The 17,965-nt window shown below is 40.8% G+C and carries 16 protein-coding genes; 10 read left to right on the forward strand and 6 right to left on the reverse strand.

Annotated features, from left to right (window positions below; translation table 11 throughout):
* Positions 1-164 precede the first annotated feature (164 nt).
* Positions 165-887, forward strand: a complete 723-nt coding sequence (locus FTV52_RS08335) for a folate-binding protein YgfZ (RefSeq protein ID WP_179990543.1) — start codon at positions 165-167, stop codon at positions 885-887.
* Between the two features lie 186 nt (positions 888-1,073).
* Entirely contained in the window at positions 1,074-1,880 is an 807-nt protein-coding gene (locus tag FTV52_RS08340) for a tetratricopeptide repeat protein (RefSeq protein WP_026438287.1), read from the forward strand.
* Between the two features lie 162 nt (positions 1,881-2,042).
* On the opposite strand, the gene tnpA is transcribed toward FTV52_RS08340, so the two are convergent.
* Positions 2,043-2,441 (reverse strand): IS200/IS605 family transposase, encoded by a 399-nt coding sequence (gene tnpA, locus FTV52_RS08345; RefSeq protein WP_004970281.1) that lies wholly within the window; start codon positions 2,439-2,441, stop codon positions 2,043-2,045.
* A 59-nt stretch (positions 2,442-2,500) separates the two neighbouring features.
* On the opposite strand from tnpA, the gene FTV52_RS08350 reads away from it, so the two are divergent.
* Positions 2,501-3,808: an RNA-guided endonuclease TnpB family protein gene (locus FTV52_RS08350; protein WP_004974356.1), complete on the forward strand. Its 1,308-nt coding sequence runs from the start codon at positions 2,501-2,503 to the stop codon at positions 3,806-3,808.
* A gap of 55 nt (positions 3,809-3,863) precedes the next feature.
* Here FTV52_RS08350 and FTV52_RS08355 read toward each other — a convergent pair whose 3' ends face one another.
* Positions 3,864-4,796, reverse strand: coding sequence for an AEC family transporter (locus FTV52_RS08355; protein ID WP_167845805.1), 933 nt, complete (start codon positions 4,794-4,796; stop codon positions 3,864-3,866).
* Positions 4,797-4,920: 124 nt separating this feature from the next.
* Positions 4,921-6,057 (reverse strand): NADH:flavin oxidoreductase/NADH oxidase, encoded by a 1,137-nt coding sequence (locus FTV52_RS08360; protein ID WP_167845804.1) that lies wholly within the window; start codon positions 6,055-6,057, stop codon positions 4,921-4,923.
* A 288-nt stretch (positions 6,058-6,345) separates the two neighbouring features.
* Here FTV52_RS08360 and mutM point away from each other — a divergent pair, with 288 nt between their 5' ends.
* Both mutM and FTV52_RS08370 read left to right on the forward strand, forming a co-directional pair.
* Complete coding sequence (gene mutM / locus FTV52_RS08365) at positions 6,346-7,206, forward strand: bifunctional DNA-formamidopyrimidine glycosylase/DNA-(apurinic or apyrimidinic site) lyase (protein ID WP_004972419.1); 861 nt, start codon at positions 6,346-6,348, stop codon at positions 7,204-7,206.
* Entirely contained in the window at positions 7,203-7,481 is a 279-nt protein-coding gene (locus FTV52_RS08370) for a peptidylprolyl isomerase (RefSeq protein WP_004972420.1), read from the forward strand. The genes mutM and FTV52_RS08370 overlap by 4 nt, the downstream gene beginning before the upstream one ends.
* 91 nt (positions 7,482-7,572) lie before the next feature.
* Here the strand turns inward: FTV52_RS08370 and mscL are convergent, their stop codons facing one another.
* On the reverse strand, positions 7,573-8,007 hold the full coding sequence (gene mscL, locus FTV52_RS08375; protein ID WP_004972423.1) for a large conductance mechanosensitive channel protein MscL: 435 nt from the start codon (positions 8,005-8,007) through the stop codon (positions 7,573-7,575).
* Positions 8,008-8,207: 200 nt separating this feature from the next.
* A complete protein-coding gene (typA, locus tag FTV52_RS08380) occupies positions 8,208-10,046 on the reverse strand; it encodes a translational GTPase TypA (protein ID WP_004972424.1) in 1,839 nt (612 codons plus the stop codon).
* A gap of 171 nt (positions 10,047-10,217) precedes the next feature.
* On the opposite strand from typA, the gene FTV52_RS08385 reads away from it, so the two are divergent.
* From FTV52_RS08385 to FTV52_RS08395, 3 genes are all read left to right on the forward strand, one after another.
* A complete protein-coding gene (locus FTV52_RS08385) occupies positions 10,218-11,588 on the forward strand; it encodes a uracil-xanthine permease family protein (RefSeq protein ID WP_179990545.1) in 1,371 nt (456 codons plus the stop codon).
* A gap of 65 nt (positions 11,589-11,653) precedes the next feature.
* Positions 11,654-12,691, forward strand: a complete 1,038-nt coding sequence (locus FTV52_RS08390) for a methyltransferase (protein WP_179990547.1) — start codon at positions 11,654-11,656, stop codon at positions 12,689-12,691.
* A complete protein-coding gene (locus FTV52_RS08395; protein WP_179989193.1) occupies positions 12,688-14,151 on the forward strand; it encodes an amino acid permease in 1,464 nt (487 codons plus the stop codon). The genes FTV52_RS08390 and FTV52_RS08395 overlap by 4 nt, the downstream gene beginning before the upstream one ends.
* A gap of 504 nt (positions 14,152-14,655) precedes the next feature.
* On the opposite strand, the gene omp38 is transcribed toward FTV52_RS08395, so the two are convergent.
* Positions 14,656-15,690, reverse strand: a complete 1,035-nt coding sequence (gene omp38 / locus FTV52_RS08400) for an outer membrane protein Omp38 (protein WP_179990549.1) — start codon at positions 15,688-15,690, stop codon at positions 14,656-14,658.
* A 374-nt stretch (positions 15,691-16,064) separates the two neighbouring features.
* Here omp38 and FTV52_RS08405 point away from each other — a divergent pair, with 374 nt between their 5' ends.
* Both FTV52_RS08405 and FTV52_RS08410 read left to right on the forward strand, forming a co-directional pair.
* Positions 16,065-16,583, forward strand: coding sequence for a GspH/FimT family pseudopilin (locus FTV52_RS08405; RefSeq protein ID WP_179990551.1), 519 nt, complete (start codon positions 16,065-16,067; stop codon positions 16,581-16,583).
* 130 nt (positions 16,584-16,713) lie between these two features.
* Positions 16,714-17,889: a thiolase family protein gene (locus FTV52_RS08410; protein ID WP_179990553.1), complete on the forward strand. Its 1,176-nt coding sequence runs from the start codon at positions 16,714-16,716 to the stop codon at positions 17,887-17,889.
* Positions 17,890-17,965 lie beyond the last annotated feature (76 nt).

Here is a 17,965-nt window from a genome sequence, read left to right on the forward strand (position 1 = left end):
CCCAAATCCTATATATTTCATATACTTAAATATAAAAACAGGGGTTTTTGAAACATTTAATTACATTTTGAGTAAAATTCTTGCCCTAAAAATGCTTTTTTTTGAAAAATAGCGCAAAATTGACCTCATTCTTTAGTCTTAGATTTCAATGTGAAAGGTTATTCATGCGCGATTTAGCTTTCAGTGCTTTAAGTTTAAACGGTGTCGATGCACAAAAATTCCTGCAAGGTCAGGTAACAGTCAATGTCGAAGCATTAGCTGAAAATACAACCTGTTATACCGCAATTTGCAGTTTAAAAGGACGCGTTCAGTTTGGCTTCTGGCTTAAAAAAATCTCGTCCGAATGTTTTGAAATCATCAGCACAGCCGACCAAGCCGAAGATTTAGCCAAACACATTAAAAAGTTTGGTGCATTTTCAAAAATGCAGCTTGAAACCATCGGTACGGTTTACCCAACCATTCAGGGCAATCAAACTGAATTTTCAGCTGAAGTGACTGATTTAAACGCATGGCAACTACAAGCGATTGAAACAGGTCAGGCATGGATTCAAGCCTCAACAGCAGAAGTGTTTCAACCGCAGGAATTGCGTTTGCATCAACGAGATGGCGTGCATTATGACAAAGGCTGTTATTTGGGTCAGGAAGTCGTGGCACGTTTATGGTTTAAAGCCAAACCAAAACATTGGTTGCATTTAATTCAGGGTTCAGGCGAAGCACCTGCACCTGCCGCCAAACTGAATAATGATGTGGAAGTGGTGAATAGCATAGCGACTGCAGAAGGTTTTAAAGCGTTGGTGGTTGCCAAACCAAGTGCTTTGGAAGAGTTAGCTGTACAAGTATTGGCTTTGCCTGAACATTTGAATGGCGATGTTGCACGTCCGCAATAAAATAGATTCCACCCGCTCAGGTTAAGGGAGTCGCAAGATTCCCTTCAAATGACAATGAAAAAGCATTCGTACACATTTTTTATATTTACATTCACACTTTTCAACTTATGATGAATGCACCACTGTAAAAACAAAACGCACATCAACGGAATGATGTGTAAAAGAGAACAAGGTACAACTCAAATGATGAAAAAACTACTCATTGCGGGTGCAATCGCCCTATCTAGCAGCATCAGTATGGCAAATAGTAACATTCCAACCGATCCTGCTTTTGCCAAAATTGAACAATTAATGCAAGCCAACAAGGTTAAAGATGCCTATCAGGAATTAGAAAAGCTTGCCAAAACAGGCAATGCGCAAGCCATGTATAACTTAGGCTATTTGACACAAACTGGACAAGGCACAGCAAAAAATGAAAAGAAAGCCATTCAGTTGTATGAGCAATCTGCCCAAAAAGGCTACCCAGTTGCGAGTTATGTTTTAGGCAAAAACTATCTTACTGGCGCACTGGGTTTAAAACAGGATGCTGCTAAAGCCAAACAATATTTACAGACGGCATCCAATCAGGGTTTTAATGATGCCACAGTCGATTTAGCCGTTTTATATTTCTCGGAAAATACGGCAGCATCTGACCAAAAAGGTTTAAAACTATTACAACCTTTAATTGCCAAAGATCATTATCAAGCCATACATGCAAAAGCCTTGTACGAAATTAGCACAGGCTTTAAAAACAAAGATGAAGCACCAATTAAGCAAGGGCTGCAAAGCATTCAAAACTTGGCGCAAAAGGGTTATATTCCTGCACTCATGGCAGTGGGCAATATGTTTGTGAATGGCAATATCGTGCCGCAAAACTTGCCTGAAGCGAAAAAGATTTTTGCCTCACTGGCACAGGAAAATGTAGCGCAAGCCAAAGAATCATTGGCTGTGGTTGAAAAAATGATGGCAGATCAAGCCAAAGCTTCCAACAAGGCAACCGCTAAGAAAAGTTAAGATAGTTTCTTTATAAAGGCTATTAATCAGAGAAATTTTAAAAAAAGTCTGTATCAGCATGGTACAGACTTTTTTATGATTTGAGCACTTCGATACCGTTGCTATCTCCAAGTGAAAGAGGACTCCACCCGTCAGTCAGGGTGGAGGTGAATTTCACAAATTTCAACCTTGTTGATTCTGAATATATTGTTTGATTATTTCCAAAGGCGCACCACCACAAGACCCTGCAAAATATGATCTTGACCATAAAACAGGTTTTGTATAATTCCCTCTCAAGTCTAAAAACTCATTTCGCATTCTTCTACTTGTTACAGACTTTAAATTATTAACCAATTTGCTTAACTGTACCGTTGGTGGATACTGAATAAGCATGTGAACATGGTCGGATTCACCATTACATTCCTTTAATTCAGCATCAAAATCTTTACATATTTCAGTTGCACACTCATTGAAATATTTATGATGCAACTCACCTAGTATTTTTTTTCGATATTTCGTTATAAAAACTAAATGAACATGAAGATTAAAGGCTGAATGTCGGTTTTTATATATCTCACTCATTGAAAAAATATACCTAAAATGTTAGAATCAGCACCATATTAACAGATACACACTCATTAATGAAAATCAACAAAGCGTATAAATTTAGGCTTGAGCCTAATGTCGAGCAAGAGGTTATTTTAAATAATCTCGTTGGCTCTGCACGCTTTGTTTGGAATCAAATATTAGCAATTTCATTTGAAATGTTTGCTCAAAATAAACACATTAATGCGGTGAATCTAGTAAAAAAGATAACAGCACTGAAAAAGAATCCTCAGTTTAGCTTTTTAGATGGAAATTCAAATGCTGTGTCACTTCAACAAAAAGTTCGTGATCTTGCATCAGCATGGGGGAAGTTTTTCAACCCTAAAGAACATGCTCGACTAAAAGAAAAAAAGCGCAAACCTAAGAAACCTAAATTTTTTAAATTGGCTGATGGTACTGAGGTTCAGTTGCGCCCACTTATGCCTAGATTTAAGAAAAAATCAGACGGTTATGATTCCATTCGCCTTGTACAATTCGATAAATACTGTTGGGTTAAAGGAAATAAACTCAAACTCCCTAATGGCGTAGGTGTTATTAAATTCAGGAAGTCGCAAGAGATTCTAGGCACAATAAAAAATGTGACGATCAGTAAGGTGTCAGGACGTTGGTACGTTTCATTCTGTACTGAAACAGAACTTAGTGAAATGCCGATCCACCCATCAAAATCAGCGATTGGTGTTGATCTTGGTGTTAAGAAATTAATCACTACCTCAAATGGTCAGGTCTTTGACCCGATCAATAGCTTTAAAACCAATCAGATTAAATTAGCTAGACTTCAACGGAAGCAGAGAAAGAAAGTTAAATTTAGTCAAAATTGGAAAAAACTGAATTTTAAAATCAATAAACTACATCATCACATTGCCAATATTCGTCATGACTACTTGCAAAAAATCACTACAACGCTCAGCAAAAACCACGCAATGATTGCTGTTGAGGATTTAAAAGTAGCAAATATGTCGAAGTCAGCAAGTGGCACAATCGAAAATCAAGGAAAGAATGTAAAAGCTAAGTCAGGCTTAAACAAATCAATCCTAGATCAAGGTTGGGGCATGCTCGTTAGTATGTTGGAATATAAGCAACAATGGCGAGGTGGATTACTTGTAAAAGTTGATCCGAAGTACACAAGTCAAACCTGCTGTGAATGTGGTCATGTAGCAAAAGAAAACCGACAAACTCAAGCTAAATTTGAGTGTGTCGGATGCGGTTATGTTGCGAATGCGGATTTAAACGCATCTCGTAATATATTGTCGGCAGGACATGCCGTTTTGTCTGTGGAGGGTGGATGCGGTAAAGGTCGCCCTAAGAAGCAGAAAGCAAGCGAAATCCGTGAGGAAGTCGCCTAAGAGCTTTGCTTTTAGAATCCCCCACTTGAGTGAAAACGAAAGTGGTGGGAGTATGTCAAAAATACTTACCCGATTGTGTCAATAAAATCGCCACCATCACAAAACCAAAAACTGTACTCAACACCAAGGGGGCTAAGGCTTTTTCATGTAAACCATAGTGCTGCCCGAAAATACCAAAGGCAATTGGCATTGGTAAAGCCGCAAGCAAAGTCCCGACAAATAGCATTTCTCGGTTCACATCTAATGCCCATAAAATTCCAAAAATCGTGAGTGGCATCAGCAATACTTTGAATGCAACCAAAACAATACTTTGCAAATTCACCGACTTGATTTGCATGCCGACCAAACTTCCACCAATCACAAATAAAGCCAAAGGTGAAGCAGTTTTGCCCAACATTTCCAGCACTTGTGCAATAGCTTGCGGCAGTTTGAAATTCAACAATACGCACAGCATACCCAATAAAATAGATAAAATTACTGGATTTTTCAGTAAGCGCTGCACAGTTTCGGCATACACCTGCCAACCTGATTTCGCTGAAGATTGTAGCCCTCGTTCTGCCAAAATCAGCATCAATGCCACAATAATTAAATTTTCGACAATTAAAGTTAAAGACAAATAAATTGCCGATTGACTGCCAATCAACAAAGTCAAAATAGCAGTGCCAATAAACCCTGTATTTGACATTGATGCACCCATTGCCAAGACACTGGCATGGGTTAAGTTTGAATTAAAATAATGCCGATACAGTAAAAAGGCAAAGATAAACAGCAGAATAGAACCGCCACCGTAACCTAAAAAATAAGCGGGATGCCAGATTTCTGACAAACTTTTACTGGCCAATGCCTGCAATAGAAATGCAGGCAACGCCACTTTCATGACAAATTGACCTAGAAACTGAATCGCACTGGTCTCAATAAATTGGCTTCTGACGGCAAAATATCCCAACAGTACTACGGTACAAATGGGAAATAAAATACTCAGTAACACCCTGACATCCTTTTTCAGTGTTGCCCATGATCGACATGGTTTTTACTGATTTACCTTACACCGAATCTCCCTATAAAGCACGGCAAAATAGTTTAAGTTTCACTTATTTTAAGCAGATAAAATATTAGGATTCCACTTCCGTATCTGTGGATTTAAACGGCGCAAATAAAGTACGAAACCCATGCGGCTGACAGCGCAAATATTGCGGGGCAATCTCAATTTTTTCACCCAATTCTGCCGCAGCATGCCATGGCCAACGAGGGTCATATAAAATCGCACGTGCGATCGCAATCGCATCGGCCTGTTCATATTGCAAAATACCTTCTGCCTGCATCGCTTCGGTAATCAAACCCACCGCAATTACAGGAATTTTTACAGCTTGCTTAATGGCATGTGCAAATGGTGTTTGATAACCCGCATGTAAATCAATTTTTTGATCGACATGCAAACCACCGCTCGACACGTGAATATAAGCCGCACCTAAATGCTCCAGTGCTTTTGCCAAACCTACTGAAGATTCCACATTCCAACCCTCTGCATCATCCATCCAGTCTGTTGCAGAAATTCGCACCCCAATTGGATAGCCTTGTGGAACAGCATTTTGAATCGCTTGAAATACTTCCAATGTAAGGCGAATCCGATTTTCCAAACTGCCGCCATATTCATCTTGGCGGTGATTAGACAATGGCGACATAAATTGATGCAATAAATAGCCATGTGCGGCATGAATTTCGATTAAGTCAAAACCTGCATCCACCGCTCGTACTGCGGCGCTGGCAAAGTCTGCAATGACCTGTTGAATTTCATCTTGCGTTAAAGCATGCGGTGGATGTTCGTGCGATTGAAATGGCAACTCACTGGCCGATACCGTCTGCCAACCATGTTCTTCATTCGGTGCAAACTGTCCTATGCCCTGCCACGGTTTATCGGTTGAAGCTTTACGACCCGCATGTGCCAACTGCACAGCAAATGGCATAGGCGATATACTTTTGACTTTATGCAATAGTGCTTTCATCTGCGCACGCTGCATGTCATTCCATAAGCCTAAATCTGCATAACTAATACGTCCTGCTGCCTGCACTGCCGTGGCTTCTACAATACACATCCCTGCGCCCGACAAGGCATAATTGGCCCATTGCTGCTCATGCCAATAGCTCAATTCACCTTGTTCATTGGCAGAATATTGACACATCGGGGCGATAACAATTTTGTTGGCAAGTTGCAGTGATCCAAATTGAATCGGCTGAAAAAGTAATGTCACGCTGCAAGCCCTCATACAGTGCGATTCACCAAAAGCGAATCATTAAATAAAAAAGAAGTAATCACTCAGAATCTGCCATCTGTTTTAGATGGTTTTTCTATAATAGATGTTTAAAAATGATTTATTTATAACGTGTTGTATGGTTTTTGCAAAGCCTGCTTTTGTTTTACACAGAATAATTTTGCGACAGCACACTATGGCTTGTATTCTATGGATAATGCCCAATATTAAGCGCATTACTGTATGTCCTTGCCTGCTTAATTTCTAAAAGCGGATTGAATTTGTACCATGCCAGAATTACCAGAAGTTGAAACTACCAAAACTAGTCTATTGCCGCTACTTGATCAAAAAGTCCTGAATGTAGAAGTACGTCAAGCCAATTTACGCTGGCCCATTCCAGAAAACCTACATAAACTCACAGGACAAAAATTACTGCAATTGACCCGCAGATCCAAATACATTCTGGCGCAATTTGAACAGGACAGCATGTTGTGGCATTTAGGCATGTCGGGCAGTTTTCGTCTTTGCGATGCGCAGGAAGATTTACGCAAACACGACCATTTGATTATTCAGTTTGAAGATATACAATTGCGCTACCACGACCCACGTCGCTTTGGCTGTATTTTATGGCTAAATGAAAGCTCTCAACGCAAACTGATAGATCCACTTGGCCCTGAGCCGTTGAGTGATGCCTTTAACCCCGACTATCTTGCACAGAAGCTCAAAAACAAAAATGTTGGCATCAAAGTTGCAATTATGGATAACCATGTCGTGGTGGGTGTGGGCAATATTTATGCCACGGAAAGTCTGTTTAATTTAGGTATTCACCCTGCACAACCTGCATCATCACTCAGTTTGAAACAGATTGAAAAACTAGTGCTCGAAATCAAACGCATTTTAAAACAAGCGATTGATTTAGGCGGTTCGACCTTACGTGATTACAGCAATGCGATGGGCGAAAATGGCTATTTCCAACAAACCTTGTTGGCGTATGGACGTGCAGGTGAAATGTGTGTGAACTGTGAAACCACACTAGAAAATTTAAAACTGGGCCAACGTGCCTCGGTATTTTGTCCTGAATGTCAGCCTTTGAAAAAAGTACTCACTTCGACTAAAGCTGCAACAAGCAAACGAGGTAAAAAAGTATGAGAACCGCTATTGTGCGTCATATTTTAGTGAAAGATAAAGAAACCTGTGAACAACTGAAAAAGCGGATTCAATCAGGTGCTGATTTTGCCAAAATTGCCAAACAATTTTCGACCTGCCCTTCAGGAAAAAAAGGTGGGGAATTGGGTGAGGTCAAAAAAGGACAATTGGTACCCGTGATTGATAAATTAGTGTTTACCGCAGCAGAACGCGTACTACACGGCCCTGTAAAAAGTCAGTTTGGTTTTCATTTGGTAGAAGTAAAGTTTCGGATGTAATTTTTATGCCTTCAGCGCCTCTCCATCCTAGAGAATAGGGTGCAAACAAACGGCGCATAAAGCGCCGTTTGTTTTGATTGCGTATTAAAAATTATTGACGTTTTTTCAATTCATCACGAATTTCACGTAGCAACGCGATATCTTCTGGCGTTGCTGCTGGTTCTGGCGCTGCTTCTTCTTGTTTACGGCGCATACGATTAATCATTTTCACCATTAAGAACACCACCCATGCCAAAATGATGAAGTTAATTAAAATCGTAAGGAAGTTACCATAGGTCAGGACATTTACACCTGCTTTGGTTAACTCATCTAAAGACTGTAAATTGTTTGGGTTATCGCCCAAAACAAAGAACTTTTGTGTGAAATCCACACCACCGCCAGTGATCACAGTAATCAATGGCATGATGATATCTTTCACTAATGAGTCAACAATTTTACCAAATGCCCCACCAATAATCACACCGACAGCCAAGTCGATCATATTGCCTTTTACCGCAAATTCGCGGAACTCTTGAATAATACTCATTTAAATCTCCAGTTTTTTTTGACTTTAATTTATGTGACGAAGTATACATTAACTTTATAGCTTCATTTCCACGTAATTTACTTGGAAATCATCTGCTTTTATATATTGGTTTGCTAATTTAAACAAAAAAATGCCATCAATAAATTGATGGCATTTTTAAATTTTGCTGCCCCGCATGAGGACAACATCATTTTTAAAACTTATTTACCAGAACGGTTACGTTTACGTTCGTTTTCAGTCAACCAGCGTTTACGGATACGGATTGACTTAGGTGTTACTTCAACTAATTCATCATCTTCAATAAATTCAAGCGCTTGTTCAAGCGTGAATTCAATTGCAGGTACCAATGTCAACGCATCATCAGTACCAGAAGCACGTACGTTAGTTAACTGTTTCGCTTTAGTTGGGTTAACTGTCATGTCGTCTGAACGAGAGTTAATCCCTACGATCATACCTTCGTAAACTTCTAACTGAGGTTTAGCAAATAGACGACCACGGTCCTGCAATGTGAACAATGCATAGCCAAGGCAAGTACCTTGAACCATAGAAATCAACACACCGTTTTGACGTTTCGCAACTTGACCTGCTTTCATTGGGCCATAGTGTGAGAAGCTTGACGTCATGATACCCGTACCAGAAGTCATGGTCATGAATTCAGAACGGAAACCAATTAAACCACGTGAAGGCACAGTGGCTTCAATACGGATACGACCTTTACCGTCTACTTCCATATTGGTCATCTCACCTTTACGGTTACCCATTTGTTCCATCACAGCGCCTTGGTGCTGTTCTTCTACGTCAAAAGTCACGTTTTCGTATGGTTCTTGCATTTCGCCATCAATCTCTTTCAAGATGACTTGCGGACGAGATACACCCATTTCGAAGCCTTCACGGCGCATGTTTTCAATCAATACAGAAAGGTGAAGCTCACCACGACCAGATACTTTGAAACGGTCTGGACTGTCAGTATCTTCTACACGAAGTGCAACGTTGTGAATTAATTCGCGGTCTAGACGTTCACGAATGTTACGTGAAGTCACGAACTTACCTTCTTTACCCGCAAAAGGTGAGTTGTTGACTTGGAATGTCATCGATACGGTTGGTTCGTCTACAGAAAGCGGCGGTAAAGCTTCTACATTTTTCGGATCACAAATCGTGTCAGAAATATGTAATTCGTCCATGCCTGTTACACAAACGATGTCACCTGCAGATGCAGATTCGATGTCGATACGCTCTAAACCGTGGTAACCCATGATTTTTAAGATACGACCGTTACGTGTTTTGCCTTCTTGGTCAATCACGGTTACAGGTGTATTCAATTTCACAGAACCACGTTGAATACGACCCACACCAATCACACCCACGAAACTATTATAGTCAAGTGAAGAGACTTGCATTTGGAATGGACCATCAACATCAACTGCTGGTGGCTCGACGATATCTACAATTGTTTGGAATAACGGCGTCATATCTTCCGCTAATTCGTCTGGCGCAGGACCAGCAACACCACGTAAGCCTGATGCATATACGATTGGGAAGTCTAATTGGTCATCGGTTGCACCCAAGTTATCAAACAAGTCAAATACTTGATCAATAACCCAGTCTGGACGCGCGTTTGGCTTGTCTACTTTGTTGATGATCACGATTGGCTTCAAACCACGTGCGAACGCTTTTTGCGTTACGAAACGTGTTTGTGGCATTGGGCCTTCTTGTGAGTCAACCAAAAGAAGTACGCAATCCACCATCGACATTACACGTTCAACTTCGCCACCGAAGTCGGCGTGTCCCGGGGTGTCCACAATGTTAATGCGGTATTCAGTATCAGTACGTTTGTCTAACCATTTGATTGCAGTGTTTTTTGCAAGAATGGTAATACCACGTTCACTTTCAATAGCGCCTGAATCCATGACACGCTCAATCTCGCCCGCTCGTTCACCGAGTGCGCCCGATTGTTGTAAAAGTTTATCCACAAGAGTTGTTTTTCCGTGGTCAACGTGCGCAATAATTGCGATGTTGCGGAGAGTTTTAATATCAGACATTTAAATTCAATACGCTATAAATTTGAGGGCAAATTATACAGAAAAATACTAAAGTTTTATAGTGACACTTTATTGACACACACAATTTTTTTGATGAGTGGCGTGCTTTGGGTTTTGTAAAGCTGTGTAACTCGATTAGAATAGCGCCACTTTTGCAATTTTTTATGACTCATGTCTGATTTAAACCACTCTCCCCACCCAAAAGACCAGCTCGATTTGGTCTATGGTCTGAATGACCGTCCAAAACCATTCATCGCTTTTTTAGCAGCTTTTCAGCATTTACTGGCAATTATTGTTCCAATTGTCACACCAGGTCTCTTAATTTGCTTGGCTTTAGGTGTTTCCAAACAAGATACCAACATGATCTTGTCAATGTCTTTGGTCATTTCAGGCATTGCAACCTTTTTACAATGTAAAAAAGTCGGCCCTTTTGGTGCAGGTTTGCTCATTGTGCAAGGCACCAGTTTTAACTTTATTGGCCCAATCATTGGTATTGGCTCTGCTATGGTCGCCGCAGGCACACCTGTTGAATCGGTCATGGCGGCAATTTTTGGCGTGGTCATTGCAGGTTCGTTTATTGAAATGGGCGTATCGCAAATTTTACCGTGGGTCAAAAAGCTGATTACCCCATTGGTCACTGGTATTGTGGTACTTCTCATTGGTTTGACCTTAATTAAAGAAGGTTTAATCAGTATGGGCGGTGGCTACCAAGCCATGAGCAATAATACCTTTGCCAATACCGACAACCTGATTATGTCGTGTACCGTCTTGGCAATTATTATTATTTTGAACCGCATCAATATCACGTGGATTAAAAGCTCTGCCATTTTAATTGCCTTGGTGATTGGTTATGCAATGGCAGGCTTGATGGGTCATCTCGACTTTTCAGGTCTGAAAGATGCCCCTCTGGTACAAGTGCCGACTCCGATGCATTTTGGACTGGATTTCTCTTGGAGCTTATTCATTCCATTGGCATTTATTTATTTGGTGACTTCATTGGAAGCGATTGGTGATATTACCGCGACCTCTAAACTCTCCAATCAACCTGTCGATGGCCCACAATGGATGCAACGCATTAAAGGCGGTGTATTGGTAAATGGCGCTAACTCATTCTTGGCAGGGATTTTCAACACCTTTCCAAGTTCGGTATTTGCCCAAAATAATGGCGTGATTCAACTTACAGGTGTTGCTAGCCGTTATGTCGGCATTTGGATTGCTGCCCTACTCATCATTTTAGGTTTACTTCCTGCAGTTGCAGGTGTGATTCAGGCTGTGCCTCAAGCCGTACTAGGTGGTGCTGTGATGGTGATGTTTGGTGCCGTTGCCGCTTCGGGAATCAATATTCTTTCAGGTGTCGCTTTAGATCGTCGTGCCTTGCTGATTATTGCAATTTCATTGGGCTTAGGTTTAGGTGTTGCACAAGTGCCACAAATTCTGGAACACTTACCTGAATTATTCCGTAATATTTTCAGTTCAGGCGTTGCAACAGGCGGTATTGCAGCACTCATTTTAAATATTGTGCTTCCTGAAACTAAAAAGTAATTGCATGTCCAAAAAACACTGTCTGAGCTGAACTTAGACAGTGTTTTTCTATTGGAGAGAGAACCATGAACCCCCAAAGCGAAGTTTTACTCAGACAATATGACTATTTGTCTGGTCGCGTTCTACTGATCAATGCCCCGACCGATCAACTCCTCGCAGAATTGGGTGACTCAATCCAAGCTTCTGTTTGGACATGGAATTTTAACGACTATCAATACTTTCAAAATCAACAGGCGCAAGTGCATTTTGGTGCAGAATTGCCTGTCGGTGAATTTGATCAGGCGGTTATTTTTGTACCGAAATCTAAGGAACTGCTCAATTACCTGATTCACACCATTGCCGCACAACTCCCACAAGGCAGCAGCGTATTTTTAGTCGGTGAAAAGAAAGCAGGAATTGAACGGGCTGCAAAGCAATTACAACCTTATGGCAAAACACTCAAACTAGATAGCGCCCGCCACTGCCAACTATGGCAGCTGATTTTAGACTGCAAGGTTCAAACTAAAGCCTTAGCAGATTGGGCGCAAAACTATACAGTTGCTACACCTAAAGGCGATTTACAGATTTGTGCCTTGCCGGGTGTATTTAGCCAAAAACACTTGGATGTTGGCACGGCTGTATTACTGCCTTATTTGAATCAGGTTACTGCTGGGAAAATTGCAGATTTTGGCTGTGGTGCGGGTGTGATCAGTGCTTACTTAGCCAAACTTAACCCTGAAAATCGTATTTTTGCCTTAGATGTCGATGCCTTTGCTTTAGCGTCAACGCAAATGACGTTTGAAAAAAATCAGCTCAATCCACAACAGCTTGAAATTAAAGCCGTGACAGGCATTGAGGATGCACCGCTATTTTTGCATGCCATCGTGAGTAACCCCCCGTTCCACCAAGGCATTCACACACATTACGATGCCAGTGAAAATCTGTGCAAAACCTCACGTCGTCATCTGAAATCGGGTGGTGAACTTTGGATTGTGGCCAATCGCTTTTTGAATTATCCACTCTTAATTGAACAAAGTTTCGGTCAATGCACAATCAAGGCAGATCAACAAGGCTTTAAAGTGCTGTTTGCCAGCACGCAAAAAAATACAAAGGAAGTAGGATGAGCGACTCACACAACAGTAGAAAACTGCAGCGTAAGCTCGGTGCGCGTCATTTAAACATGATCGCCATTGGTGGCTCAATTGGTACAGGTTTATTCCTTGCTTCAGGTGCGACCATTGCCAATGCAGGTCCTGGTGGCGCCTTGCTTGCGTATGCCCTAATTGGCGTCATGATTTATTTTTTGATGACCAGTCTAGGCGAACTTGCAACGCATAATCCAACTTCAGGCGCGTTCTTTACCTATGGCAGTAAATATGTCGAAGGTGGTTTCGGTTTTGCGCTAGGCTGGAACTATTGGTACAACTGGGCTATTACCGTGGCATTTGAATTGGTTGCGGTGCAATTCATCATGAAATTTTGGTTTCCTGATATTCCTGGCTTTTACTGGAGTGCATTATTTTTAGCGGTGGTTTTCGCAATTAACGCATTAACCGTCAAAGGATTTGGTGAGTCTGAGTTCTTCTTTTCTTTGGTCAAAGTACTTGCGATTGTGGCATTCATCATTATCGGTATTTTTATGATTGTCAAAATCATGCTCAACCCTGATGTTGCTACATTTGCCAATTGGAGCAAAGGCGAAGCGCCATTTGTAGGTGGACTATCTGCCTTAATTGGTGTGGCGATGATTGCAGGATTCTCATTTCAAGGTACTGAAATGGTTGGCGTTGCAGCGGGTGAATCTAAAAATCCTAAGAAAACCATTCCTATTGCAATCAAACAAATCTTCTGGCGTATTTTATTGTTTTATATCGTGTGTATTTTCATTATTGGTACGTTAATCGCCTATGATGACCCACGTTTACTTCAAGCAGCCGCCACCGATAACATTGCGCTCTCTCCGTTTACTTTATTATATGAGCAAGCAGGCTTTGCCTTTGCTGCAAGTGTCATGAATGCGGTGATTTTAACTGCGATTCTTTCTGCAGGGAACTCGGGTATGTATTCATCGACCCGTATGCTATTTGATATGGCACGTAAAGGCAGTGCACCAAAAGCTTTTGCCCGCTTGGATGCTCGTGGCGTCCCAATGAATGCACTGTATGCCACAACAGCAATCGCTGCACTATGTTTTTTAACAACATTTATTGGTGAAAAACAAGTATTTAACTGGCTTCTGAATATGTCAGGCATGTGTGGCTTTATCGTTTGGCTCGGAATTGCTGTATCGCATTACCGCTTCCGTAAAGGCTATTTGGCACAAGGCTACAAACTTGAAGATTTAGATTACCGCGCCAAATTCTTTCCTTTTGCGCCATGGTTTGCCTTTATTTTATGTGCGATTGTTGTATTAGGGCAAAACTACCAAGCAGTGCTTGAAGGTGAATGGCTCGCTGTTTTATCGACTTATATTGGTATTCTTTTGTTCTTGGTCATTTGGTTAGGCTATAAATGGAAACACAGAACCAAACTGATTGCATATCAGGATATGGATGTGAAACCACTACACCCTGATCATGACTAAAGTAAATCTTCTTCTATTGCACTTCGTTTGAGAAGCCAAGATTCTAAAAACAGCCAACATTTGGCTGTTTTTTTATGGCGTAAATTTAAGACAAATTTTATTTTTAAAGCACTTTCATTATTGATAATACGGCGAGAGATCACATCACAAACTGCTCAATGTTGATTTTATAATCGCTAAACAACGACTTGATCGACTGATAGACATCGAGTACATATATCTTATTTTAAAATTTTGATCTGCGACGACGCTTTGGAGTTTTTTAATGAATTGACGATAAACTTGGTATAAAAATTCGACTAAGTTTACGAGTCAACAGACCGAAATATTAAGCACCATCAGCCTCTACCTTATTTACTCTTTATTCTAAAAATCATACTTTTACAATATTTTTTAAACGTATTGAATGTAAATTATTTCAGGCACTCTTTAATCCAAACACCTCATAAAAAAAGAAGTATAAAAAAACGACTCCGAAGAGTCGTTTTTTCAACTTAACTCAAATTATTGAGCTTGTTGTTCAACAGTCACTGTACGGCTGCCAGTGATCGTCGCGAATACACGACGGTTCATAGCACGACCTTCTTTAGTGTTGTTGTCAGCAATCGGTTGATCCCAAGCGAAACCTTGAGTAGACAAACGAGCTGGATCTACATTGTATTCATTTACAAGTGAAGATTTAACAGAGTTCGCACGCGCTAAAGATAAACGTTCGTTCAATGCACGTGGACCAGTGTTGTCAGTGTGACCTTCGATGCGAGCAGTAGCGTTTGGATATTCAACTAACTTCTCTGCAACTTTAGCGATTTCTGGCTTGTACTGATCTTTGATGTTTGATTTGTTCGTATCAAAGAACACACGAAGTTCCATGTTCAGGTCTTCAGTCAACTCTTGTGGAGCTGGTTGAACTGGAGCAACGGTTTCAACTGGAGCAACTTCTACTACAGGAGCAGCTGGCTTCAAGTGACCACCAAGAACAACGTTAAGACCAGCTAAAGCTGTGTAGTTCCAGAATTTTTCGTCAAAATTATGTGTAGCACGCGCTTCTGTACGTAGAGACAAAGCATCGTTTAAGCGCCAGAAAGCACCTAAACCTACATTACCTAAAGTACCTTCGTCATCAGGTAGCAAACCATCATAATCATATTTGTAATGACCAGCACCTAAAAGTACGTATGGCTTGATTTTGCTGTCATAGTTTTTAGTGATCAAATCAGAAGTAACATAGAAGTTACCATTGATTTGAGTTTGCTTATATTCACCATATGTTTCAACGCTATCTTCAATATCACCTTTTACTTGGTTGTATTCAGCTTCGAAACCTAACCATGGAGTCAATTCAACACCAATAGCGGCACCAACAAATAAATCATCTTTTAATTCAGCTGATTCTTCATAAAGATGATCTTCGTAGCTGTTATTGTGTTTAGTGTCTTGCCAAGTATAACCAAGCATTAAAGGAGTAATAGTTACGCCCGCGTTTGCAGCAGCTAAAGGAGCAGCTACGAGCATTGCTAATGCAATACGACTCATTTTCATGGATTTATCCTCCAGAGATAACAATTGTTGTTCAAGCTCAAGCTTAAATTTTCGACTACCCTGAGATAGGCTTTCTTATACCCCAGTATTATTTTTAAGCTAGTCACTTTGAATCATACAAACACTTTTTTACTTTTCCAAGTGCTTGATAATTTTAATCAAGTAAATTATTGACAAAATTACTTACAATTTCCGTTGTAATTCGGTAACTTTCTACTCAATTATTTGGTGCGAATAGCCTATCTTTCTTACGGTTTATTCTAGCACTTTCGCGAGAAGTTGTTTAGTAATTATTATACAACAAATAAAGCGCTATAAAACAACAAATTACTCAAATTAATCATAAAAAACATAACAATAACAGGTAAAGACTTATGTCGAATGTAAGAAAAAACGGCTTCACGCTGTTTGAATTGATCGTCACGTTAGCGATTAGTGCGATTTTAGTCATGATTGCCCTGCCCTATTTTCATCAGCTGATGGCACAACAAGAACTCAAGCGAATTCAGTATTCATTACAGTCCAGCCTGAAAATAGCACGCTCCCATGCCTTCACCCATCATAGTAATGTTGTGATCTGTCCAACACATGACTTTAGCCAATGCAGTAAGCAAAACTGGAATACGGGTTTTATGATTTTTATTGATCGAAATAAAAATCGTCAGATAGACAACAATGAATACATTCTTTATACAGAAAAAACTGCACTTAAATACGGAACTCTGGATTGGCGTGGCACTTTAAACATACCCAGTGTAACTTTTAATGCACAACAAGGTTTGCCGATCGGCTCGAATGGTAGTTTCTTTTACTGCTCTACTCACGTCGCGAGCAAACGACTGGTGCTTAGTAAAATGGGGCAAACTCGAGCTGAAGACATCAATGGATGTTAACTGAGCAGTCTAAATGATCTTTATATTGTCACTTTATTCTCATCTTTTTTTGCCTATACTGCTGAAGTGATCTATTCCTGCTTGGAATTAAATCTAGACAAAAGCACATATAAAAAACTGGGAGAATAAAATGACGGATATCGTTATTGTAAATGGTGCACGCACTGCAATGGGTGGCTTTCAAGGCAGTTTAGCCAATGTGACTGCACCAGAATTAGGTGCGGCAAGTATCCAAGCGGCCATTCAACGTGCGGGGGTACAAGCAACAGAAATCGATGAAGTCATTATGGGCTGCGTCCTGCCTGCAGGCTTAAAGCAAGGCCCTGCTCGTCAGGCGATGCGTCAAGCAGGCTTACCAGATTCTACAGGTGCGGTCACCATCAACAAACTCTGTGGTTCTGGTATGAAAGCTGTCATGCAAGCAGCCGATGCAATCAAAGCAGGTTCTGCCTCAATCATTGTCGCTGGTGGTATGGAGTCAATGAGTAATGCACCTTATATTCTGACTAAAGCACGTGCGGGTTACCGCATGGGACACGGTGATGTGAAAGATCACATGTTCTTAGATGGCTTAGAAGATGCAGAAACAGGGCGTTTAATGGGCTCATTCGCACAAGATATGGCCAATAGCAAAGGCTATACCCGTGAACAAATGGATGATTTTGCGATTCGCTCTCTCAAACGCGCGCAAACTGCCGTAAATGAAGGCTATTTTGCCGATGAAATTGTGCCTGTACATGTTTCAACACGTAAAGGTGATGTGGTTGTCGATAAAGACGAACAACCATTTAATGCCAATATTGAAAAAATTCCAACTCTTCGTCCAGCTTTTGCCAAAGATGGCACGATTACCGCAGCCAATGCCAGCTCAATTTCAGATGGTGCTTCAGCCTTAGTCCTAACGTCTGCAGAAAATGCAGCAAATAAAGGTTTACAACCATTAGCAAAAATTGTGGCTTATGCCACCAATTCACAACACCCATCTGAGTTCACCATCGCCCCTGTTGCTGCGATTCAAAAAGTATTGGATAAAGCGGGTTGGCAAGTTGCAGATGTAGATTTATGGGAAATTAATGAAGCTTTTGCTATGGTCACCATGTGCCCAATGGATGAGTTCAAGCTTGATCCTGAAAAAGTGAATATCAACGGTGGTGCATGTGCACTTGGGCATCCTGTGGGTTCTACAGGTTCACGTATTATCCTGACTTTAATTCATGCGCTTAAACGCACAGGTGGCAAACGTGGCGTTGCTGCTCTCTGTATTGGTGGTGGTGAAGCAACTGCAGTTGCGATTGAATTGCTTTAAGTGCCTTGCAACCCCTATTTCGTAAAGAGGGATTGAGGTAGATTGAATAAAGTCATTCCCTAACCCTTCTTTATTC

This window comes from Acinetobacter sp. YH1901141 (genome assembly GCF_013416935.1).
In the GTDB taxonomy this organism is placed as follows: domain Bacteria; phylum Pseudomonadota; class Gammaproteobacteria; order Pseudomonadales; family Moraxellaceae; genus Acinetobacter; species Acinetobacter towneri.

Bases quoted from the DNA above. Each gene is read 5' to 3' on its own strand.
- FTV52_RS08335 (WP_179990543.1), top strand. From the start codon at position 165: ATGCGCGATTTAGCTTTCAGTGCTTTAAGTTTAAACGGTGTCGATGCA.
- FTV52_RS08340 (WP_026438287.1), top strand. From the start codon at position 1,074: ATGAAAAAACTACTCATTGCGGGTGCAATCGCCCTATCTAGCAGCATC.
- tnpA (WP_004970281.1), bottom strand. From the start codon at position 2,441: ATGAGTGAGATATATAAAAACCGACATTCAGCCTTTAATCTTCATGTT.
- FTV52_RS08350 (WP_004974356.1), top strand. From the start codon at position 2,501: ATGAAAATCAACAAAGCGTATAAATTTAGGCTTGAGCCTAATGTCGAG.
- mutM (WP_004972419.1), top strand. From the start codon at position 6,346: ATGCCAGAATTACCAGAAGTTGAAACTACCAAAACTAGTCTATTGCCG.
- FTV52_RS08370 (WP_004972420.1), top strand. From the start codon at position 7,203: ATGAGAACCGCTATTGTGCGTCATATTTTAGTGAAAGATAAAGAAACC.
- mscL (WP_004972423.1), bottom strand. From the start codon at position 8,007: ATGAGTATTATTCAAGAGTTCCGCGAATTTGCGGTAAAAGGCAATATG.
- typA (WP_004972424.1), bottom strand. From the start codon at position 10,046: ATGTCTGATATTAAAACTCTCCGCAACATCGCAATTATTGCGCACGTT.
- FTV52_RS08385 (WP_179990545.1), top strand. From the start codon at position 10,218: ATGTCTGATTTAAACCACTCTCCCCACCCAAAAGACCAGCTCGATTTG.
- FTV52_RS08390 (WP_179990547.1), top strand. From the start codon at position 11,654: ATGAACCCCCAAAGCGAAGTTTTACTCAGACAATATGACTATTTGTCT.
- FTV52_RS08395 (WP_179989193.1), top strand. From the start codon at position 12,688: ATGAGCGACTCACACAACAGTAGAAAACTGCAGCGTAAGCTCGGTGCG.
- omp38 (WP_179990549.1), bottom strand. From the start codon at position 15,690: ATGAAAATGAGTCGTATTGCATTAGCAATGCTCGTAGCTGCTCCTTTA.
- FTV52_RS08405 (WP_179990551.1), top strand. From the start codon at position 16,065: ATGTCGAATGTAAGAAAAAACGGCTTCACGCTGTTTGAATTGATCGTC.
- FTV52_RS08410 (WP_179990553.1), top strand. From the start codon at position 16,714: ATGACGGATATCGTTATTGTAAATGGTGCACGCACTGCAATGGGTGGC.